This window comes from Burkholderia sp. BE17 (assembly GCF_009362305.1).
GTDB classification, from domain to species: domain Bacteria; phylum Pseudomonadota; class Gammaproteobacteria; order Burkholderiales; family Burkholderiaceae; genus Burkholderia; species Burkholderia pyrrocinia_C.
On the sequence record NZ_WHNU01000003.1, the window covers coordinates 226,369 to 246,335 of the forward strand.

The following is a 19,967-nucleotide window of genomic DNA, read 5'->3' on the forward strand; positions in this document are numbered from 1 at the left end:
TCAGAAAAATCTGTGCTTCAATTCATCGTATGACCACCGGCCGCCCAGGTGTCGGAGGCGTATCCATCCCCCGCGGAGAACCGGTATGGAAGTGCGGCAAGGCATCCACAGCGAACACGCGAAGACGCTCGACACTGCCGGCCTGCGCCGGCATTTCCTGGTGGAGAACGTGTTCGCGCCGGACGCGCTGTCGCTCACCTACAGCCATATCGACCGCATCATCGTCGGCGGCGCGTGGCCGGCCGCGCGGCCGGTCGAGGTGCCCGCATCGCTCGGCGCCGAGATGGGCGTCAGCCATCTGCTGGAGCGGCGCGAACTGGGTGCGATCAACATCGGCGGGCCCGGCTGGGTCGAGGTCGACGGGCAGCGTCACGCGGTGGGCACCGAGGAGGCGATCTACATCGGGCAAGGCGGGCAGGGCGTCGTGTTCGGCAGCGACGATCGCGCGCATCCCGCGAAGTTCTACGTGAACTGCGCGCCTGCGCACACCGCCTATCCGACGCGCACCGTCACGCTTGCGCAGGCGTCGCCCGAGACGCTCGGCGATGCATCGACGAGCAACCGCCGCACGATCTACAAGTTCATCGTGCCCGACGTGCTGCCCACGTGCCAGTTGTCGATGGGGATGACGAAACTCGAGCCGGGCAGCCTGTGGAACACGATGCCGTGCCATACGCACGAACGCCGGATGGAGGTGTATTTCTACTTCAACCTCGCCGACGATGCGGCCGTGTTCCACATGCTCGGCGAACCGCAGGAAACGCGCCACGTGATCGTGCACAACGAGCAGGCGGTGATCTCGCCGAGCTGGTCGATCCACTCGGGCGTCGGCACGAAGGCGTACACGTTCATCTGGGGGATGGTCGGCGAGAACCAGGTGTTCAAGGACATGGACCACATCGCCGTCGCCGATCTGCGCTGACACCATGAAACGCGACAACCCCGATCTCCCTTCCGCCGATGCGCGCTCCGCGCTCGCCGGCCTGTTCGACCTGACCGGCAAGGTCGCGATCGTCACCGGTTGCAACGCGGGGCTCGGCGCGGCGATGGCTGTCGCGCTCGCGTCGGCCGGCTGCGACATCGTCGGCGCGAATCGCTCGGCGCCGGATGCGACGTCGGCGCGTGTCGAAGCGGCCGGGCGGCGCTTCGTCGACGTGCGCGCGGACCTGTCGACGCTCGAGCCGGTCGAGCGGATCGTCGGCGGTGCGGTCGATGCGTTCGGTCACGTCGACATCCTCGTCAACAACGCGGGCATGATCCGCCGCTGCGATGCGCTCGACTTCACCGAGGCCGACTGGGACGCCGTCGTCGACGTGAACCTGAAGAGCGTGTTCTTCCTGTCGCAGGCGGTTGCGCGGCAGATGGTGCGGCAGGGGCGCGGCGGCAAGATCGTGAACATCGCGTCGATGCTGTCGTTCCAGGGCGGCATTCGCGTGCCGTCGTACACGGCGTCGAAGAGCGGCGTGCTCGGCCTTACGCGCTTGCTCGCGAACGAATGGGCGGCGCGCGGCATCAACGTGAACGCGATCGCGCCCGGCTACATGGAGACCGACAACACCGCGCAGCTGCGCGAGGACGCTCGGCGCAGCGACGAAATCCTCGGCCGCATCCCGGCCGGCCGCTGGGGCGTGCCCGACGATCTCGCGGGCGCGGCGGTGTTCCTCGCATCGCGTGCGTCGGACTACGTGCACGGCCACACGCTCGCGGTCGACGGCGGGTGGCTCGCGCGCTGACCGTATCGCGCGGCGGACGCGTTATGCTCTCCCGTTTCGCATCTCATGGATTCACGGACATGACAGCAACGCTCAGGCAGCGCAAGCGCGATCAGGCGAACATGGCACCGCAGGCCGACCCGTCGGCGGCCGGTGCCGTGGAGAAGGCCGACTCGGTCGCGGCCGTCGGGAAGGTCTTCACGATCCTCGCGGCGCTCGGCGATCGCCGCGAGATCGGCATCAGCGAGCTGTCGCAGCAGCTCGGCATGTCGAAGACGACGGTCCATCGTTTCCTGCAGACGCTCAAGACGCTCGGTTATGTCGCGCAGGAAGGCGAGACCGACCGTTACCGGCTGACGATCCGGCTGTTCGAGCTCGGCAGCAAGGCGCTGGAGAGCGTGGACCTCGTGCGCGAGGCCGATCTCGAGATGCGCCGCATCGGGCAACTGACGCGCGAAGCCGTGCACCTCGGCGCGTTCGACGAGGACGCGATCATCTACATCCACAAGATCGACGCCGAATACGGGCTGCGCATGCAGTCGCGGATCGGCCGGCGCAATCCGCTCTACAGCACGGCGATCGGCAAGGTGCTGCTCGCGTGGATGTCGCCCGACGACGCGCGTGCGGTGCTGGCCGGCATCGAGTTCAGGAAGTCGACCGCGAAGACGCTGTCGTCGGCGGATGCGGTGATGAGCATCCTGCCGCACGTGCGGCAGCAGGGCTACGGCGAGGACAACGAAGAACAGGAGGACGGCCTGATGTGTCTCGCCGTGCCCGTGTTCGATCGTTTCGGCCGCGTGATCGCGGGGCTGTCGATTTCGTTTCCGACGATGCGCTGCGGCGCGGATACGAAGGCGCATTACATCGCATTGCTGAAGGAGGCCGGGCGAGCCATTTCGGAACGGCTCGGGTATCGCCCGGAAGCGGCCGGCATCGAGCCGGCGGCGGTCGCGCGGGATTGAGCGTTCGAGGTGCGCGCGATATGGCCGCACACCTCGGCGGCGACGCCGCTAAACCCATGCGCAATCGCGCCTCAGGTTCTCCGCCCGCTGCGGCCACTGATACAGGTAGCCTTGCGCATACTGAATCCCGATCGCCTCCAGCGCGCAATGCTGCGCTTCGGTCTCCACGCCTTCGGCGATGATCTTCAGGCCGTAGTAATGCGCGACTGCGGCGATACCCTCGATCAGCCCTGCGCCGCCATCGCTCAGTCGGGCGATGAACTGGCGATCGATCTTCACGTAGTCGAACGGAAAGCGCGACAGCATGTCGAGATTGCTGTGATTGGTGCCGAAATCGTCGATCGCGAACTTCACGCCTTTCGACCGGAGTGCATGGAATATCGCGGTGGTCCGTGCGTTTTTCTCGAGCAGGACGCGCTCGGTGACTTCGAGCACCAGCGTAAAGCCGGGCGGCAGCGAACGGATTGCTTTGTCGACGACGGACACGAACCGCGCGCGTTCGAGATCCCTTGGCGAGACGTTCACGGCGATGCGCAGCGGCACGGACGGCGTCAGCGCGGTCAATTCGGACACGGCCGTGCGCAGCACGAATTCGGTCACCTTCGGCAGGATCGTGCTCGATTCCACCTGCGGGACGAACAAGGCCGGACTGATTGGCCCCCATTTCGGATGGTTCCAGCGCAGCAATGCCTCGACGCCGACCGTCCTGCACGTCCGGACATCGACGATCGGCTGGTAGACGACATGGAACTCGTTTCGCCTAAGTGCATTGCGAACGGCCTTCAGCAACAGCCGCCGCGGCGCCATTGCCAGCAGGTAGGCGGCTATCACGAGGCCATCCGCGAGCAGCGCGATCGTCATGCAGATCAGCCAATAGCGGCGCTGGACCTGCGACGCGTATTGCGTCGACGCGGCGACCGACACCGCGAAAGGCCAGCGTTGCGATGCGATCGCACTGCCGCCTGCGGGGCCCGGCTCCGATTCCGGCGTGAACCTCCCGTGCTCGTCGAGACGGCCCGAACCCGCGATCGACAGCGTGGCGGTTTCCGCGCCGAATCGGGCGCTGTGCGCGAGCGCGTCGGCCACGTAGTCGCCCTCGATCAGGTAGAGGACGCCCGCGCCGCGCGCGGTGGCGCGAAACACGGACAGCACCGGAATGCCGTGCTGAAACGGCGTCTGGCGCAGCAGCGTGACGATCGTCGATCCCGGCTCCGGCTCGCGCGTGTACGCGTCGAGCGGCACGTCGATCGCGCCGAGCGCCGACGAACACGTGACGCGGCCGTGGTTCACCAACCCGACGGCACGCAGGTAGCGCAGGCGAGTGCCCACTTCGGCCAGCGTCCGGAAGATCGTCGAGCATCGCCGCCCGACGAGCGCGGTCAGCTCGTCCGCGTGTCGCTGCTGAACGCCATCCAGGATGCGGTCCATCGATGCGACGATGTCGTTCGCGACGACGCGTTCATGCGCGGTGACGGCATCGCGTGCGTAGCGATCGGCGAGCACCATCGCGAATCCGGGCACGAGTACGCAAACGATTACCGCAACGAAAAAGGCAACCCGCGGCCACGCGCCGCTGCGCTGGAAAACTGGCTTCGAGCCTGGCGTGAGCGCCGACATTCCCGCGGTTGCCTTTGGTGTTGTTCGCATGGAGAGGCAAGTCGAACCGGTCGATGCGCAAACGGCGAGCATGCGTCATGCCTGGTTCTGCAATACGGCGTGCGCCGATATCGCGATGCCAATCGATTCAACGGTCGCGACGGTCATGGGCGGCACCGTCGCGATCGGCCATTCATCCGGAGGCTCGCCTTTATAACATGTGCATGTTGCGCATGTATTTAGACGTAGCACACCGAAAAAAACCCCAGCCGCAGGGTCGTGCGGCCGGGATGAAAGACACCTTCTCTTGGCACGAGGATGGTGCGCGGCAAGTATAAGGCGCGACGCGAGATTGCGAAATATTGTTATTTAACAATTGGTGCAGTTTTGTGATTGCATCTCGACAGGAAATATTTTTGCAAGGTACCGTTTTCGGCGATTCGCGGCTGGCGCGCGAGCGGCCGCTGCACGGTCCGGTTGCACGTCATGCTGGAGTTTCGCGATGGAAGAAGAATCCATGCCCACGGTCATCGTGACCGATGGCGCAGCCGTGGCCGACGGCGGTTCGCTGTGGATCCAGGTTTCAGTGAACGGACAGATCCGCAACTACGGGCTCGACCGCGCACTCGCGTCGCGCGGCACGCCGCGCCATGACGCGATCAGCGGGGCAAACGGACTGCTTTCGAAAGGAGAACGACAGGAATTGCTGTCGCTGCTGGAGCGCATTGCCGACCCCGGTGCGTTGGCCGGTATCGCGGGCACGTTCATGCAGGTGCTGAAGCAGTCTGCCGGCGAATGATCGATGCAGCGCCGGCGCGTCGCACCGGCCGCGCTTCAGAAATCGTTGCGCATCTTGTGAAGCAGGTCGCCGGGCGACTGGTGCGTGTCGACCGCGTTGAGCACATCGGTCAGGAACCACGGCAGGTTCAGTTGCGTATCGGAATCGCCGACGCACACGCGGATCGGCGGCGCCTTTGACGGGGAGCGGACGTCATGTGTGGCGTCCCGCGACGGGACGCAATTTTTCGCATGTGCTTGAACTGGAACCGGCGCGTCGGCGCCGGATGACGGTGCGCCGGCGGCTGCCGGCAAGCTGGCGGCGGCAAGCAGGGTCAGTACAGCGAAAGCGGCAACGCGTTTCATGGGAATCTCCGGCGATGCAGGTTCGACCGCGCGGGCGGTCGCGAGTTCGTTGATGCCGTGGCGACTCATCCGCTCATCCGCCCGCGCCGGTTGCGCCATTGCGGTGGCGGATTCTCCCGGCTGTTGACGGTTTTGCGACGATGGCATGCGGCACCACGCATCCGGCGTCGGCCGGCGAAATCGGCATGCGGACGCTCAAACGCAGGAACACCGGGAAGAACAAGGAGCGGATCGAGGTGATGCTGCTCGAGCCGCAGGTTGCCGGAGGGCATCCGGGCGCGCGGTTTGCGTGATCCGCACCGCGCGTCACATCACTGATACCCGTAACACCGCTTCAATCCCGCGTAGTCATAGAAGTGGCTAGCCGGCGCGATCTTCGCGCCGTCGCACGCGGCCTGGAAATCCGTCTCGCGCTCGTTGTACAGCATCTTCACGATGAGCCGCGACCCGTTGCGATAGACATCCCACTGCATGTTCGCGGCCATCGGCGACACCTGGTCGCCGCGCCACGGGTTGTTCGCATACGTGTAGGTCTGCGCCTGCGGCGTCGGCACGAACACGTTCTTCAGGTTCATGATCGACGCGAACGGAATCACGATCTCCGCATGCGTGAAGCGCAGCTTCGCGGCGCGAGTCAGGTCGCCGCGCGCGATCGCATCGACTTCGCCGAAGAAGTCGTCCTGTAGCACTTTCGCCATCCGGTACGTGACGGGGTTCGCTTCCTGGATGCCGGGCCCCTTCTGGTAGTAGTCCTCGGCATCCTGCAGATAGGCCAGATACTGCGCCTGCTCCGCGCCGATGTATTTCTCCATCGTGACGCCGCCGGTTTCCGCCGTCATCGCGGGCGCGACCTGCAGCAGGTTGTACAGCACGTTCACCGCATCGACGGCCGTCGCGATCTTCGTCTTGCCGTCGCCCTTCAGCGTGTTGGTGAACTTGCCGTCCGCCGACGTGAACGCATAGGTTCCGGTGTTCGCGAACGTGTAGCCGTCGGTGCCTAGCTTCGCGATGAAGGCCGGCAACACGAGCGCGGACAGCACCGTTTGCGCGACGTCGGCCGCCCGCGGTGCGGCCTTGATCGCCTTCAGCTTCGCGGCCACCGTCGCGTCGTTCGCGTAGGCCTGGTAGGTTTGGCTCGCCTGATAGGTCGCGTAGTACGGATCGCTCGTATCGGTCACGAGATCGGTGGCCGGCTTCAGCGAATGGAAATACAGCAGGAAGCGGTTGGTGCCGGCCGGCTGTGCGGCCGGTGCGTTCGCCGGATAGCCGGACGGCGCGGCCGGCAGCGTGATCGCCGAGGCCAGCGCTGGCTGCGCGGCGACGAGCGCCGCGGAGAAATATGTCGAGCTGTCGACCGCGCGATCCTGGCCCGAGTTGACGACGACGACCTGCCGGTTGCCCGCCGAGAACAGTGCGGGCAGCCGCTGTGCGAGCCGCGCGGCGAGCTGCTGATGCTCGCGGATGCCGGTTTGCGTGAGGTTGCCGTATCCGGGCGTCGAGATGCCAGGCACGCCGTAACCGAGCAGCGCATTGGCCTTCATCATCGCGTACGTATCGGCCTTGAGCTGTGCGCCGAGCGCGGTCAGCGCACCGTCGGCCTCGGCCTTGACCAGCATCGCGTAGATTGCGCCGTCGTACTTGAAGCCCGACAGCCCGCGCGAGCCGTGGCGCGCGACGAGTTCCGCATAGACGGGTGCGTAACCCGCAGGCGGCGCTTCGTACGTCGAGGCGTCCTGCTGCGGGCGGTACGGCGTCTTCGTCTGGTAGTAGGTCGCGGGAGCCGGTGTCGGCTGAGGTTGCGGCTGCGGTGCGGGCGTCGAGCCGCTGTTGTCGGCCGACGTGGCGGGCGGCGTCGAGGTTTCCCCGCCGCAGGCGGCAAGCAGCAGGCAGGCGATCGTGAGGGCGGCGGCGGTGTGGGTCGGGTGTGTCATCGTGGCGTGCAACGGGCGGGGCGATGCGGTATCGCGTCGTCCCGCCTCCGGGAGAGATGGGTCAAGCCCGGAAGTGTTGCAAGCGACTTTGACAGCAGAATGTCAGGATTCGGTCGGGCATTCGTCGGAATGCGGCCCGATCGAGGCTGGCCGGCCGCCGCCGGCCAGCGTGCCGGCGTTCAGTGCAGGCCGGCCGATGCGATCGAGCGCACCGTATCGGTGATGTTCACGCAGCGCGACAGGCCGAAATGCTCGGCTTCGCGGCGCTCCGGTTCGCTGCTCGCAATCGCCACCGCACGTTCGCGCGGCACGCCGAGCGCTTGAAGCGCAACGTCGAACGGATGCCGGTTTGATCCGGAGTCCTGCTGATTTGAGTCCGTGACGACGACCGAGAAGCGGTCGAGGTTCGCGCGGCCGAACTGGCCTTCGAACATGTCGCTGAGCCGTGCGGCCGGCAGCGTCGTGACGAGACCGAGTCGATATCCTTCTTCCGACGCGCGGTCGAGCCACTGGATGATCGCGTCGCGCTGATGGCGCGCTTCGTGCGAATCCGGGGTTGCTTCGATCTGCGCGAATGCAGCGTCGAGACGTGTGACGATGGCTTCGATAACCACGGTGATTCCTCTTCAGAAACGTGATGATCCGTTCGCCGACGGGAATGCCACACACCTTAGCGTCGATCCGGAAAACGCGACCAATTAATATTTTTATCAGACTCATACGATTCGACTAATGAATCGGGTTGCGAGCCAGCGTGGGCGCGGGATGCGTGTCGCGCAATGTTTTCTGCGCGATGTGCATCGTATCGACGGCCTTCAATGCGATGCACCAAACTCGCGCACGTTGCGTATGCATCGGTCATATGCATATGAAAAAACGGCGTATCGGGGCGATGCGCGCCCGATACGCCGTCTTGCGACGCTGCGTGTCGGCAGTCGATCAGTGCAGCTTGATCGACGGCTGGTTGCGGCTTTGCAGCCAGTGGCTCAGCGACTGGAACAGCGCGCGCTTCACGCCGTACACGCTGAACAGGTGCTTGCGGTACAGGAACTTGTACAGGCCGATCGCGGCGAGCCCGTCGACGATCAGCGAGCGCGAACGCACGCCGAGGTCGGCCTGGTACACGGCACCGGCGTGCCCGAGCGACACGACGGTGCCCGCATCGCGGAACGTGAAGCCGGCCACCGGCTTGCCGGCGACGCGGCGCGCGAATGCGTGGACCAGATACACGGCCTGCTGGTGCGCGACCTGCGCGCGCGGCGGCAGGAAGCCGCTCGCACCGGCAGACGGGCACGCGGCGCAATCGCCGAACGCATACACGTGCGGATCGTCGGGCGTCTGCAGTGTGTCGGTCACGATCACCTGGTTCGCACGATTGAGGGCGATGTCGCCGATCTCCCGCAGGATCGCGGGGCCCGCGACGCCGGCCGCCCAGATCGTGATGTCGCTCGCGAGCCGTTCGCCCGTCGCGGTCGTCACGGCATCCGCGCTCACTTCCGCCACGCGCGTATCGGTCATCACGTCGACGTTCAGCGTGCGAAGCTGCGCATGCATCTTCGCGGACAGCCGCGCGTCGAGCGCCGGCAGGATGCGCGCGCCGCCTTCGATCAGCCGGATGTGTACGTCGCGCGCCGACACCAGCGCCTTGAAGCGGTACGTCGTCAGTTGCTGGATCGCGTGCCGCAGCGCGGCGGCCAGCTCCACGCCCGTCGCGCCCGCACCGATCACGTTGATGCAGATCGGCGCCGCGCGCTTCGCCGGATGCTGCTCGGCCTGATGATTCGCCTTCGTGCAGGCCGCGAGAAACTTGCGGCGGAAATCCTCGGCCTGGTCGAGGTTTTCGAGCGGCAGCGCATGGCGTGCCGCGCCCGGCACGTTGAAGAAGTTCGTCACGCTGCCGACCGCCAGCACGAGATCGTCATAACCGAGCTCGCGCTGCGGCAGGATTTCCGTGCCGTCCGCGTCCTGCACGGCCGCGATCGTCGCCGTGCGTGCGGCGCGGTCGACCTGCTGCAGCGCGCCCTGCACGAAGCGGAAGCCGTGGCGCTTGGCCTGCGCCGCGTATTCGATCGTGTGGGATGCCGGGTCGCGATGGCCCGACGCGGCTTCGTGCAGCAGCGGCTTCCAGAAGTGCGTCGGGTAGCGGTCGACGAGCACGACTTCGGCCTGCCCGCGGCGTCCGACCGTATCGCCGAGACGCGTGGCGAGCTGCAGGCCGCCGGCGCCGCCGCCGACGATCACGATGCGCGGCATGCGCGGCGCGCGGTCCGTTGCAAGGTTGGGCGTGATGTTGTCCATGTTGGGCTCCCACTGATGACGATTCGGATGACATTGCTCAAGAACCGACGATATAGTTTCGAACCCAGTCGAACAATTTAATGTTTATAAGCGACTCATATGTATTCACTTATAGGAAAGACCGCGACGTTCCGGCAGCTGAAGGCGCTGGACATGATTGCGCGGCTCGGCAGCGTGTCGCGCGCGGCCGAGGAGCTGAACCTGACGCAGCCGGCCGTGTCGCTGCAGGTTCGCCTGCTCGAGGAGGCCGTGGGCGCCGCGTTGCTACAGCGAGTGGGGCGTGGCGTGCAGCTGACCGCGGCCGGAGAGATCGTGTCGCGTTATGCGCGCGAGATCCTGCATCTGTGGAGCGAAGCCGGTGACGAAGTGGCCGCGCTGACGGGCGATCTCGGCGGCACGCTGCGGATCGGCGCGATCACGACGGCCGAATACCTGATCCCGCCGCTGCTCGTCAAATTCACCGCGACGCGCCCGCACGTGAAGACGTATTTCAAGGTCGGCAACCGCGACGACATCATCCGCATGCTCGCGACGCATGAAATCGATCTCGCGGTGATGGGCAGCGCGCCGAAGGAACTGCGCACGCACGCGGTCGAGTTCGCGAAGCATCCGATGGTGTTCGTCGCGGCGCCCGGCCATCCGCTGATGCAGCGCAAGCGCGTCGCGCTGAAGGATCTCGAATCCGCGCACCTGCTCGTGCGCGAACGCGGCGCGGGCACGCGCTCGACCGTCGAGAGCCTGTTCAAGACGGCCGGCTACCGCTTCCATGTGGGGTCCGAATTGTCGAGCAACGAGGCGATCAAGCAGATGGCCGAAGCGGGGCTCGGCATCGCGTTCCTGTCGTTGCACGCGTGTGCACTCGAACTGCGCACGGGGCTGCTCGGGCAGCTGCCGTTCCCCGGCAACCCGATCGAGCGCGAATGGTATGTGGTCACGCTCGCCGACCGGCGGATCTCGCAGGTGACGGGGCTGTTTCGCGACTTCCTGATCAAGCAGGGCGCGCCGGTGATCGACGGCGCGACGGCGGCGCCGCACGAGCGGCGGCGCAAGTAGGTGGATGACGTCGGCCGGGCGGTTAGAGGAGCCCGAAGTCGTCGTTGCTGTCGGGAATCGACGCGAGCAGCCGTTCGAGCCGATACCAGCCGACGATGCGCAGGCACCACGCGGCGACGGTGATCCGGTCGTTGCGGGCGTCGGGGCGGGACGAAAGGCGGGCGGCGCGGGACGGCGAGCGGGCGATGAATGCCGCGCATTGCTGGCAGTAATGGGGCATGACGGTCTCCGTAGGTGTCGGATGGGGCGATCGTAAGCGGCGGGGTGCCCGCCGGCGCTCACGTAAGGATCGGCTTGAGCAGAAACGGATGATCTTTTTCCATCAGCCCGGATACGGCCTCCGCAGGCCCGGCACGCCGCCCGAAAACGCGTCACAATGCGCGTTCGACACACGATCTGGTGGAGCCAAGCCATGAGCGATCCGATTCTCGCCGCGCCGCCGGACAACGGCGTGCCGGTCAGCCTGCGTTCCAGTCGCGGGCTCGGCTGGCGGGGTTTCGGCGCGGCGCTGCTCGACATTCGCGCCGGCACGTACCGGATTCCGGCGGCCGACCATCACCGCATCGGCGTGCATATCGGCGGGCCCGTTCGTGCGGACTGCGTGTGCGACGGCGAGCGCGTGTCGCGCATCCAGGCGCATGGCGACGTCGACGTGATTCCGGCCGGCCTGCCCGGCCAGTGGACCGACAGCGCCGACTGCCGGATCCTGCACATCATGCTCAGCGACACGTTCGTGCGGCGGACCTTCGAGCACCTCGAACTGAAGCCGTCGCAGGCGCAGATTCGCCGGCGGCTGCAGGTGCGCGACCCGCGCATGCAGCACATCGCGTGGGCGATGGCCGCCGAACTCGAAGCGGAAGACGCGTCGGACCCGCTCTATGCGGAAAGCCTGTGCACGGCGCTCGTCGCACGGCTGGTCGACAGCCAGCCGGCGTTCCGCGAGCGCCGGCGTACGCTCGCGCCGAAGGCGGCAGCGCGCGTGATCGACTATGTCGAAGCGAACCTCGACCGGCGCCTGACGCTTGCCGAACTCGCGGCGCTCGTATCGATCAGCGTGCCGCATTTCAAGGTGCTGTTCCGCGAAACGCTCGGGATGCCCGTGCACCAGTACGTCGTGCGGCGCCGCGTCGAGCGCGCGAAGGCGCTGCTGCTCGAAGGCCGGCTCAGCATCAGCCAGATCGCGCTCGAAGCCGGTTTCGCGCACCAGAGCCACATGGCGAACTGGATGAATCGTGTGCTCGGCGCGACGCCGATGGAGATTGCGAGAGCGGGGGCGGGAGGCGGGCTGCGGCTGGCTTACGACGGCGACGGAAGTCAGGCATAACGAAGCCGTTGGGCGTAGGCAAGGTGTTGTTCTGGATGCTCCAGCTTGACCGGCAACACCGGGTTATGGCCCCGGGGCAATTGTCCAACTGCCTGTTGGACGATTGCCGCGTCCGGCCAGGCGTCGGCGAAAGCGCGCATGGACATCAGGTCGGCGCGGGAAGATCCCTTCATACCCGGAAAGGTGGTCTCGAGGGCGAGCGCCAACCGCTCGATGGCCTTGCCCCCTAATCCGTCATCCTTTCCTGTCCGAATCATCCCTCCGTGCGCGCCGCCATGCGCGCGCATGCCGACAATCACCACACCATCATCCCCCCAGGAGCGGATCGTGTTCGTGATCTTCGGCGCATCAGGCAACGTCGGTTTGTCGACCGTAACAACCTTGCGCAATGCAGGCCATCCCGTGCGCGCGGTGCTGCACGACGCACGCCATCGTGAACGTTTCGCGCAGCTCGGCTGCGACGTGGCGATCGCGGCGCTGACGGACGAGCAAGCGGTCGCGTCGGCGCTCGACGGCGCGCAGGCCGTGCAGATGCTGTGCCCGGTGCCTGCCGCCGACCCCGATCCGGCCGCGACGATGGAGCGGACGATCGACGTCGCGACCGCCGCGCTCGCCGCGAATCCGCCGCCGGCGCTGCTCGCGCTGTCGGATTACGGCGCGGAGCGCGACGGCAATACGGGCATCACGCGTCTCTTTCATCGCTTCGAGGAACGGCTCAAGACGATCCCGACGCAGCTGACGCTGCTGCGCTCGGCCGAGCATCTGCAGAACTGGGCACGGGTCCTGCCGGTCGCGCTCGGCACCGGTGTGCTGCCGAGTTTTCATCATCCGGTGTCCAAGGTATTTCCGACGGTCTGGGCGCCCGATGTGGGCGTCGTCGCGGCGCGGCTGCTGCTCGATGCGCCCGAAGGCGGCAACGGGCCGCGCATCGTCAGCGTCGAAGGGCCGCGGCGAGTGAGTGTAGCGGCGATCGCGGATACGCTCGGTGCGGCGGCCGGCCGCGCGATCGTCGCGCATGAACTGCCGCGCGATACGTGGAATGCGACGCTGCTGCGTGCGGGCCTCAGCGAACGGCATGCGCAACTGATCGTCGATCTGTACGAAGTGCACAACGCCGGGCAGATCGACGTCGAGGCGGGCGTGTCGGAGCGGCTTTACGGCACGACGACGCTGGTGGATGCGCTCGCGCAACTGGTGCGCCAGCACGCGCGGTGATCGAAGCGGCGGCGAGCGGTGCGCACGACGGGCACAACGTGCATCACGCTTGCCGCCGCACCTTGTTCAGCACCGCATACGAAAGCGACCCGATCACGATCCCCCAGAACGCCGAGCCGAGCCCGAGCCACGTCATCCCCGATGCGGTTGCGAGGAACGTGATCACCGATGCTTCGCGGTGATTCTCGTCCTCGAAGATCCCGTGCACGTTCGCGCCGATCGCACCGATCAGTGCAAGCCCTGCGAGGATCGCGACGAACGCCTTCGGCAACGCGAAGAACACCGTGACGATCGTGCCCGCGAAAAGCCCGCCGATCAGGTAGAACGCGCCGTTCGCGAGCCCGGCGATGTACCGCCGGTCCGGATCCTCGTGCGCGTCCTTGCCCGTGCAGAGCGCCGCGGTGATCGCCGCGACGACGATCGTGATCCCGCCGAAGCATGCGACGACGAGCGACACCACGCTAGTCGCGGTGATGATCGGGCGCGCGGGCGTGTGATAGCCGGAAACGCGCAGGATCGTCATCCCCGGCAGGAACTGGCCGGTGAGGCTGACGACGACGAGCGGCAGCGCGAGGCTGAGCGTCGTGCCGAGCGTCCATTCGGGCGCGATGAAGATCGGCTGCGCGATGCTCGGCGACACGTTGCCGAGATGCGTCATCCCGAGCAGCGTCGCAAGCGCGGCGCCTGTGAGCAGCACGAGCACGATGCTGTAGCGCGGCAGCAGGCGCTTGAAGATCACGTAAGCCGCGATCATCCCGAATGCGAGCGCCGGCTGGTCGGATGCGGCGGCAAATGCGTGCGTGCCGAACGGCAGCAGGATGCCGGCCATCATCCCGCACGCGATGCCGCGCGGAATGTGGCGCACGAGCCGGTCGAAATAGCCGGTCACGCCGATCGGCAGGATGATCAGCGCGGCCGTGATGTACGCGCCGACGGCCTGGTTGAGCGTCAGTTGCGGAAACAGGCCGACGAGCAGCGCGGTGCCGGGCGCCGACCACGCGGTGATGACCGGCACCTTCAGCTTCCAGCTCGCGAGCAGGCCCGATACGCCCGCGCCGATCGAGATCGCCCAGACCCACGACGACACCATCGCATTGGACGCGTGAGCCGCCTGCGCAGCCTGGAAGAAGATCGCGAGCGGGCCCGCGTAGGAAATCAGCACCGCGAGAAAGCCCGCGGTGATCGCGGAAACGGACCAGTCGTTGCCGATCGCGCGGATCGCGCCGGACGGAGTGTTCGGTTGCATCGTCGTCGGAGGGTGGGGCGCCCAGCCAGGGGCGGAGCCGGGGTGAATGGCTTGTTTGGGGAACCCCGGATGACCCGCCATTCTGGGCATTGCCTACGCGATTGGCAATTCGCCGACGTATCTCCGTCTTGTCGGCATTTCGTAAGAAATCCGCGCCGACGCGAGCGGATCGGCAATGCGTGCGGCCTTGCGCCTGCATCGTCGAATCGGGCGGCTTCACGACGACGCGCGGCTCCGTCGAACGTCACGTACTGATCTGCAGAACCCCGTCGACCACCGCCACCTTCACCCCGCCCCCCGTCGACAGCGACGCCGTGCCCTGGTCGAACGGATGCACGGGCGCATCGGTCGGCGTCCACGTATGGCGCGCCAGCAACTCGCGATATCCGCCGCGGATCACGAAGCCGCCGCATTTCTCCGCATACGCGTCGCGACGCATCCGGTACGCGCGCGGCAAGTCGTACCACGGCAGCTTCGGCAAGTCGTGATGGACGAGGTGGTAGTTGTTGTTCAGGTACAGCAGCCGCATCGCGAAGCCGGCTTCGTTGATCGCGATGCGCGCCTTCGGATGCGGCGCGGCGCGGTGCTCGTACAGCGAGCGGATCATCGCGAGCGACAGCGCGGGCCACGTGACTGCGAGCAGGTAATACCACCACGGCACGCCGATCGCCCATTGCAGCCACGCGAGCAGCGCAACCACGCATGCAACGTGCGTCGCCCACATCGGCAAATAGCGGAAGTCGCCGCGCCGTAACGCGGCGAACGCATCGGCGAACATCGCGGCGACGCCCAGCGGCGGCCCGACGACGATCCGCCCGACGAACGTCTTGCGCGCGACCGTCAGCGCGCGACGCCAGCGCGGCAGCGCCGCCCAGCGGGCGCGCGACACGTAGTTCGTTTCGGGATCGACGCCGGGTACGGTCAGGTCTTCGTCGCGATGATGGTCGAGGTGCGTGTCGCGATACAGCGTGTACGGATACCAGACCGTCAGCGGCGGATAACCGAGCACCTTGTTCACGAACGCGGAACGCGTCGGATGGCCGTGCAGCAGTTCATGCTGCAGCGACAGGTGCCACGCGCCGAGCAGGATCAACGGCGGCGTCGCGGCCGCGAGCGACAGGTGCTGCGCACGCACGAGCAGCAGCACCGCGAGCCAGCCGCCGTAGATCGCGACGATCAGCAGCCAGGTCGGCCATTCGGTGCGGGCGGTGAAGCGTGCGTCGAGTGCGGCAATCGCGCGCGCGTGGTCGACGTCGAAGTATTCGGCCATGGTTTTGTGATGGAGCGAGCCGGACGCGGTGCGCCGGCCGGGACAACGACGAGCAAAAACGGAAAACGGAGGCGAGCGCCGCTCAATCCGGCGCGAGCCGCGCGGCGGCCGGCGCGAATGCGCGGCCGGCCTGGCCGAGCACGTCGTACACCGCCACCGCGAGCAACGCGACGACGATCCCGCCCTGCAGCACGAACGCCGTGTTCGACGTCTGCAGGCCCGCGATGATCACGTCGCCGAGTCCTTTTGCGGCGACCGTCGAGCCGATCGTCGCGGTGCCGAGATTGATCACGACTGCGAGCCGGATGCCGTTCAGGATCACCGGGAACGCGAGCGGCAACTCGACCGCGAACAGTTGCTGGCGCGCGCTCATGCCCATTCCGCGCGCGGCGTCGAGCGTCGCGGCGGGAATGTCGCGCAACCCGGCGATCGTGCTTTCGAACACGGGCAGCAGCCCGTACAGCACGAGCGCGATCAGCACCGGCTTCACGCCGAAGCCGACGGCCGGCACCGCGAGCGCGAGCACCGCGACGGGCGGGAAGGTCTGGCCGATGTTGACGATGCTGCGCGCGATCGGCAGGAAGTCCGCGCCTGCCGGCCGCGTGACGAAAATGCCGGCGGCCAGCGCGACGATCGCGCCGACGGCACTGGACACCGCGACGATCGAGAGATGGGCGAGCGTCAGGTCGAGCAGGCTCGACCGGTCGTAGAGCGCCGGCGCACCGTTGTCGGCGAACGGCGCGAACAGCGGCGCGAGCCATTCGCTGCGCAACAGCAGCACGAGCAGCGCGGCGAGCACGGCGGCGCGCGCGGCGCCGGAAGCGAACGCGGCGGCCCTCATCGCGGCTGCCTCGCACGCGCGACGATCGCGGGCAGTGAGATCCGGCCGCGCACGACGCCATCCGCGCCGGCGACCGGCAGCGCGTCGACGCCGCGCCACAGCAGCTCGGCGATCGCGTCGCGCAGCGATGCGGCACCGGACAGCGGCGCACCGTCGGCCGCGCCGGGCTCGACGGCCTCGTCGATGCGGGTCAGCGCGAGCAGCCGCAGCGGCCGGTCGTCGCCCGCGACGAGCTGTTCGACGAAACCGGGCGCGGGCCGCGCGAGGATGTCGGCGGGCGATGCCGCCTGCAGTACGCGGCCGCGATCCATCACGACGATCGTATCGCCGAGCTTCAGCGCTTCTTCCATGTCGTGCGTGACGAAGACGATCGTGATGCCGAGCCGGCGTTGCAGCGCGAGCAGGTCGTCCTGCGCCTTGCTGCGGATGATCGGGTCGAGCGCGCCGAACGGCTCGTCCATCAGCAGGATGCCGGGCTCGGCCGCGAGCGCGCGCGCGACGCCGACGCGCTGTTGCTGGCCGCCCGACAGTTCGTGCGGCAGCTTGCCCGCATAGACGGCCGGATCGAGCTCGAACAGGGCGAGCAGTTCGCGTACGCGCGCGTCGATGCGATCGGCCGGCCAGCCGAGCAGGCGCGGCACGGTCGCGATGTTGCGCGCGACGCTCCAGTGCGGGAACAGGCCGTGCCCCTGGATCGCATAACCGATGCCGCGCCGCAGTTGTTCCGGAGGGAGAATTGCGGTATCGACGCCGTCGATGCGGATCGTGCCGCTGGTCGGCGCGATCAGCCGGTTGATCATGCGCAGCAGTGTCGACTTGCCGCTGCCCGACGCGCCGACGAGCGCGGCGATCGTGCCGCGGCGAATCGACAGCGTGACGTTGTCGACGGCGGTCTGTTCGCCGAAGCGGCGGCTGACGTGTTCGATGTCGATCATGCGCGGCGTCCCTTTGCGAGTGCTGTAGCGGCGTCGAACACGACGGCGGCGGCGAGCGCCAGCACGATCGTCGGGATCGCGCCGAGCAGCACGAGGTCGGTCGCCGACTGTCCGATGCCCTGGAAGATGAAGGTGCCGAAGCCGCCGCCGCCGATCAGCGCGGCGACTGCTGCGAGGCCGATGTTCTGCACGAGCACGATCCGCACGCCGCTCAGGATCACCGGGAGCGCGAGCGGCAGCTCGACCTGGAACAGCCGCTGCGCGCGCGTCATGCCCATCGCGGCCGCGGCCTCGACGGCCTGAGACGGAATCTGACGCAGGCCGACCACGACGCTCGAGGCGATCGGCAGAAGCGAATACAGGAACAGTGCGAGCGCGGCCGGCGCTGCGCCGATCCCGCGTACGCCGAGCGCGGCCGCGAGCGGCACGTGCGCGGCGAGCAGCCCGAGCGGCACCATCAGCAGCCCGTACATCGCGATGCTCGGGATCGTCTGCACGATATTGAGAGCAGGCAGCAGCACGCCGCGCAGCGCGGCCGAGCGCGCGCACGCGACGCCGAGCGGCACGCCGGCCGCGCTCGCCGCGGCGACCGAGCCGCCGACGAGCGCGGCGTGCAGGCCCGCTTCCTGCCAGAACGTGTCGGCGCGCGCCGCGTATTCCTGCATGACCGAGAGACCGTCCCACCACCCGGCGTGCAGCAGCGCGGCGAGCACGGCGAAGGCGGCGGCCAGCGCGGCGAGGCGTCTGACCGGGCCGAGCGCGAGCCGTGCGGACGCATCGACGACGAGCGCCGCGTACGCGAAGAACAGCAGCCACGCGCCGGCCGCAGGCGACACGCGCGCGAGCGGATTGTCGTCGGTGACGAGATGGGCCGGCACATGGCCGACGAGCGCGCCGAGGCCGAGCAGCAGCACTGCGCCTGCCGCGAAACGCGGCGCCGGCCGGCCGCGCAGCAGCGCGAACAGCGCGCTCGCCGCGCCGGCCGCGTACAGCGTCACGGCCTGCCAGTGCGGGAAGATGTCGGCCAGCGCGAGATCGTGCCCGGCGACGATCCGGTTCGCGCGGAACGTGACGAATGGCGCGAACGCGAGCGCCGCCGCGATCGTGCCGGCAATCAGTACGCCGACGCGGTCGACGCGTGGCGCGCGCACGTTCGCGGCGCCGGCGCTCGAACCGGTGTCCGCCGGCTGGCCGGCCGCTGCGTGCGCGCCGGCGATCATTTGACGAAACCCTTCGACTTCAGATAGCCGGCGGCCACGGCCGACGCGGGTTCGCCATTGAGCTGGATGCGGCTGTTGAGCGTTTGCAGCGTCTTCAGGTCGAGGCTCGCGAACACCGGCTTCAGGTAGTCGGCGATTTGCGGATGCGCTTTCAGCACCGCTTCGCGGATCACCGGCGCCGGCGCGTAGACGGGCTGCACATGCTTGGCATCGTCGAGCACGACGAGGCTGGACGATGCGATGCCGCCGTCGGTGCCATAGACCATCGCGGCGTTCACGCCGTCGGTCTGGTTCGCGGCGGCCTTGATCGTCGCGGCCGTGTCGCCGCCCGACAGCACGAGCAACTGATCCTGCTTCAGCTTGAAGCCGTACGCCTTCTCGAACGACGGCAGTGCGGACGCGCTGTTCACGAACTCGGCCGACGCCGCGAGCTTCACCTTGCCGCCGCCGCTGGCCCATTTGCCGAAGTCGTCGAACGTCTTCAGCCCGTTCGCTTTCGCGACCGTGCCGAGCACCGCGACACCCCACGTGTTGTTGGCCGGCGCGGGCGTGAGCCAGACGAGATGGTTGGCCGCGTAGTCGAGCTGCTTCGCGGTGTCGTAGCCTTTCGCGGCGTCCTTCCAGACCGGATCGTCGGCCTTGTTGAAGAAGAACGCGGTGTTGCCGGTGTATTCCGGATAGATGTCGATCTCGCCGGTCGTCAGCGCCTTGCGCACGATCGGCGTGGTGCCGAGCCCGATCTTGTCGGTCACGGCGAGGCCGTGCGACTTCAGCACCTGGGAAATCAGGTTGCCGAGCAGGTTGCCTTCGGTGTCGATTTTCGATGCGACCGTGATCGACGGCGCGGCGCAGACGGCGGCCGAAGCGGTCACGGCGAAGGTGGCGACGCCGAGGCGGCGGATCGATCGGAGGAATGTCATGGGGGACCGGGGCTCCAGCGTGTTGTCGAGGCTTGCCGAATGCCGCGCCGCGCCGCGTGTCGTGCGCGCGGCTTCGGGGTGCCCGTCGTGCGGGTGACGCGACGGACACACGCTGCGAAACGGCCGACCCGGTGCGCCCGCCGCGATGCGACGTGCGGGCGAACCTCAGGCGGCTCGCGACGATTCGGAAGGAACGCGAACTTTACCGAACCGATGCGGGACGGCCAATCAATCGATTCGCATTTGCTTATCGCGATGGCTCACAAGCCTGCCGGCCGGCGTCCGACGGGGCGTGGCCGGG

General features: G+C 67.5%; 21 protein-coding genes. 8 read left to right on the forward strand and 13 right to left on the reverse strand.

Annotation, left to right across the window (positions count from 1 at the left end):
• Positions 1-85 precede the first annotated feature (85 nt).
• From kduI to kdgR, 3 genes are read left to right on the forward strand one after another with little or no spacing between them, the layout of a single operon-like run.
• Positions 86-922: a 5-dehydro-4-deoxy-D-glucuronate isomerase gene (gene kduI, locus GD429_RS05040; RefSeq protein WP_152855939.1), complete on the forward strand. Its 837-nt coding sequence runs from the start codon at positions 86-88 to the stop codon at positions 920-922.
• 4 nt (positions 923-926) lie between these two features.
• Positions 927-1,733: a 2-dehydro-3-deoxy-D-gluconate 5-dehydrogenase KduD gene (kduD, locus tag GD429_RS05045; RefSeq protein ID WP_152855940.1), complete on the forward strand. Its 807-nt coding sequence runs from the start codon at positions 927-929 to the stop codon at positions 1,731-1,733.
• A 59-nt stretch (positions 1,734-1,792) separates the two neighbouring features.
• Positions 1,793-2,674 (forward strand): DNA-binding transcriptional regulator KdgR, encoded by an 882-nt coding sequence (kdgR, locus tag GD429_RS05050; protein WP_152855941.1) that lies wholly within the window; start codon positions 1,793-1,795, stop codon positions 2,672-2,674.
• 48 nt (positions 2,675-2,722) lie between these two features.
• Here kdgR and GD429_RS05055 read toward each other — a convergent pair whose 3' ends face one another.
• Positions 2,723-4,321, reverse strand: a complete 1,599-nt coding sequence (locus GD429_RS05055) for an EAL domain-containing protein (protein ID WP_152855942.1) — start codon at positions 4,319-4,321, stop codon at positions 2,723-2,725.
• Here GD429_RS05055 and GD429_RS40295 point away from each other — a divergent pair.
• Positions 4,278-4,487, forward strand: coding sequence for a hypothetical protein (locus GD429_RS40295; protein WP_193727059.1), 210 nt, complete (start codon positions 4,278-4,280; stop codon positions 4,485-4,487). The two genes, GD429_RS05055 and GD429_RS40295, sit on opposite strands and share 44 nt — an antisense overlap.
• A 285-nt stretch (positions 4,488-4,772) precedes the next feature.
• On the forward strand, positions 4,773-5,069 hold the full coding sequence (locus GD429_RS05060) for a hypothetical protein (RefSeq protein ID WP_152855943.1): 297 nt from the start codon (positions 4,773-4,775) through the stop codon (positions 5,067-5,069).
• A 35-nt stretch (positions 5,070-5,104) separates the two neighbouring features.
• Here GD429_RS05060 and GD429_RS05065 read toward each other — a convergent pair whose 3' ends face one another.
• The 4 genes from GD429_RS05065 to GD429_RS05085 all read right to left on the reverse strand — a co-directional run bounded on the left by GD429_RS05065 (position 5,105) and on the right by GD429_RS05085 (position 9,642).
• Positions 5,105-5,413, reverse strand: a complete 309-nt coding sequence (locus GD429_RS05065) for a hypothetical protein (RefSeq protein WP_152856007.1) — start codon at positions 5,411-5,413, stop codon at positions 5,105-5,107.
• Between the two features lie 311 nt (positions 5,414-5,724).
• Positions 5,725-7,344, reverse strand: coding sequence for a histidine-type phosphatase (locus GD429_RS05075; protein ID WP_152855944.1), 1,620 nt, complete (start codon positions 7,342-7,344; stop codon positions 5,725-5,727).
• 179 nt (positions 7,345-7,523) lie between these two features.
• Positions 7,524-7,958, reverse strand: coding sequence for a phosphatase (locus GD429_RS05080; RefSeq protein ID WP_174416800.1), 435 nt, complete (start codon positions 7,956-7,958; stop codon positions 7,524-7,526).
• Positions 7,959-8,283: 325 nt separating this feature from the next.
• Positions 8,284-9,642, reverse strand: coding sequence for an NAD(P)/FAD-dependent oxidoreductase (locus tag GD429_RS05085; protein ID WP_152855945.1), 1,359 nt, complete (start codon positions 9,640-9,642; stop codon positions 8,284-8,286).
• A gap of 99 nt (positions 9,643-9,741) precedes the next feature.
• Here GD429_RS05085 and GD429_RS05090 point away from each other — a divergent pair, with 99 nt between their 5' ends.
• The gene (locus GD429_RS05090) at positions 9,742-10,695 is read left to right on the forward strand and encodes a LysR family transcriptional regulator (protein WP_128850964.1); all 954 of its coding nucleotides are present in this window, start codon (positions 9,742-9,744) and stop codon (positions 10,693-10,695) included.
• 22 nt (positions 10,696-10,717) lie between these two features.
• Here the strand turns inward: GD429_RS05090 and GD429_RS05095 are convergent, their stop codons facing one another.
• Positions 10,718-10,915 (reverse strand): hypothetical protein, encoded by a 198-nt coding sequence (locus GD429_RS05095; RefSeq protein WP_152855946.1) that lies wholly within the window; start codon positions 10,913-10,915, stop codon positions 10,718-10,720.
• 192 nt (positions 10,916-11,107) lie between these two features.
• Here GD429_RS05095 and GD429_RS05100 point away from each other — a divergent pair, with 192 nt between their 5' ends.
• The gene (locus GD429_RS05100) at positions 11,108-12,019 is read left to right on the forward strand and encodes an AraC family transcriptional regulator (protein ID WP_152855947.1); all 912 of its coding nucleotides are present in this window, start codon (positions 11,108-11,110) and stop codon (positions 12,017-12,019) included.
• On the opposite strand, the gene GD429_RS05105 is transcribed toward GD429_RS05100, so the two are convergent.
• On the reverse strand, positions 12,010-12,408 hold the full coding sequence (locus GD429_RS05105; protein WP_227791539.1) for a DUF1016 N-terminal domain-containing protein: 399 nt from the start codon (positions 12,406-12,408) through the stop codon (positions 12,010-12,012). The two genes, GD429_RS05100 and GD429_RS05105, sit on opposite strands and share 10 nt — an antisense overlap.
• Here GD429_RS05105 and GD429_RS05110 point away from each other — a divergent pair.
• Entirely contained in the window at positions 12,347-13,234 is an 888-nt protein-coding gene (locus GD429_RS05110; RefSeq protein WP_321574413.1) for an NAD(P)H-binding protein, read from the forward strand. The genes GD429_RS05105 and GD429_RS05110 overlap by 62 nt on opposite strands.
• Before the next feature lie 43 nt (positions 13,235-13,277).
• Here the strand turns inward: GD429_RS05110 and GD429_RS05115 are convergent, their stop codons facing one another.
• The 6 genes from GD429_RS05115 to GD429_RS05140 all read right to left on the reverse strand — a co-directional run bounded on the left by GD429_RS05115 (position 13,278) and on the right by GD429_RS05140 (position 19,666).
• Positions 13,278-14,480 (reverse strand): benzoate/H(+) symporter BenE family transporter, encoded by a 1,203-nt coding sequence (locus GD429_RS05115; protein WP_152855949.1) that lies wholly within the window; start codon positions 14,478-14,480, stop codon positions 13,278-13,280.
• A gap of 244 nt (positions 14,481-14,724) precedes the next feature.
• Positions 14,725-15,750, reverse strand: a complete 1,026-nt coding sequence (locus tag GD429_RS05120; protein ID WP_152855950.1) for a fatty acid desaturase — start codon at positions 15,748-15,750, stop codon at positions 14,725-14,727.
• 82 nt (positions 15,751-15,832) lie between these two features.
• A complete protein-coding gene (locus GD429_RS05125; protein WP_152855951.1) occupies positions 15,833-16,591 on the reverse strand; it encodes an ABC transporter permease in 759 nt (252 codons plus the stop codon).
• A complete protein-coding gene (locus tag GD429_RS05130; RefSeq protein ID WP_152855952.1) occupies positions 16,588-17,526 on the reverse strand; it encodes an ABC transporter ATP-binding protein in 939 nt (312 codons plus the stop codon). Before GD429_RS05130 ends, GD429_RS05125 begins: the two co-directional genes overlap by 4 nt.
• Positions 17,523-18,746: an ABC transporter permease gene (locus GD429_RS05135; protein WP_152855953.1), complete on the reverse strand. Its 1,224-nt coding sequence runs from the start codon at positions 18,744-18,746 to the stop codon at positions 17,523-17,525. The genes GD429_RS05130 and GD429_RS05135 overlap by 4 nt, the downstream gene beginning before the upstream one ends.
• Positions 18,743-19,666, reverse strand: a complete 924-nt coding sequence (locus GD429_RS05140) for an ABC transporter substrate-binding protein (RefSeq protein WP_152855954.1) — start codon at positions 19,664-19,666, stop codon at positions 18,743-18,745. Before GD429_RS05140 ends, GD429_RS05135 begins: the two co-directional genes overlap by 4 nt.
• Positions 19,667-19,967 lie beyond the last annotated feature (301 nt).

Coding starts and splice junctions, on each gene's coding strand:
- kduI (WP_152855939.1), top strand. CDS start 86: ATGGAAGTGCGGCAAGGCATCCACAGCGAACACGCGAAGACGCTCGAC.
- kduD (WP_152855940.1), top strand. CDS start 927: ATGAAACGCGACAACCCCGATCTCCCTTCCGCCGATGCGCGCTCCGCG.
- kdgR (WP_152855941.1), top strand. CDS start 1,793: ATGACAGCAACGCTCAGGCAGCGCAAGCGCGATCAGGCGAACATGGCA.
- GD429_RS05055 (WP_152855942.1), bottom strand. CDS start 4,321: ATGCGAACAACACCAAAGGCAACCGCGGGAATGTCGGCGCTCACGCCA.
- GD429_RS05060 (WP_152855943.1), top strand. CDS start 4,773: ATGGAAGAAGAATCCATGCCCACGGTCATCGTGACCGATGGCGCAGCC.
- GD429_RS05065 (WP_152856007.1), bottom strand. CDS start 5,413: ATGAAACGCGTTGCCGCTTTCGCTGTACTGACCCTGCTTGCCGCCGCC.
- GD429_RS05075 (WP_152855944.1), bottom strand. CDS start 7,344: ATGACACACCCGACCCACACCGCCGCCGCCCTCACGATCGCCTGCCTG.
- GD429_RS05085 (WP_152855945.1), bottom strand. CDS start 9,642: ATGGACAACATCACGCCCAACCTTGCAACGGACCGCGCGCCGCGCATG.
- GD429_RS05090 (WP_128850964.1), top strand. CDS start 9,742: ATGTATTCACTTATAGGAAAGACCGCGACGTTCCGGCAGCTGAAGGCG.
- GD429_RS05095 (WP_152855946.1), bottom strand. CDS start 10,915: ATGCCCCATTACTGCCAGCAATGCGCGGCATTCATCGCCCGCTCGCCG.
- GD429_RS05100 (WP_152855947.1), top strand. CDS start 11,108: ATGAGCGATCCGATTCTCGCCGCGCCGCCGGACAACGGCGTGCCGGTC.
- GD429_RS05115 (WP_152855949.1), bottom strand. CDS start 14,480: ATGCAACCGAACACTCCGTCCGGCGCGATCCGCGCGATCGGCAACGAC.
- GD429_RS05120 (WP_152855950.1), bottom strand. CDS start 15,750: ATGGCCGAATACTTCGACGTCGACCACGCGCGCGCGATTGCCGCACTC.
- GD429_RS05125 (WP_152855951.1), bottom strand. CDS start 16,591: ATGAGGGCCGCCGCGTTCGCTTCCGGCGCCGCGCGCGCCGCCGTGCTC.
- GD429_RS05130 (WP_152855952.1), bottom strand. CDS start 17,526: ATGATCGACATCGAACACGTCAGCCGCCGCTTCGGCGAACAGACCGCC.
- GD429_RS05135 (WP_152855953.1), bottom strand. CDS start 18,746: ATGATCGCCGGCGCGCACGCAGCGGCCGGCCAGCCGGCGGACACCGGT.
- GD429_RS05140 (WP_152855954.1), bottom strand. CDS start 19,666: ATGACATTCCTCCGATCGATCCGCCGCCTCGGCGTCGCCACCTTCGCC.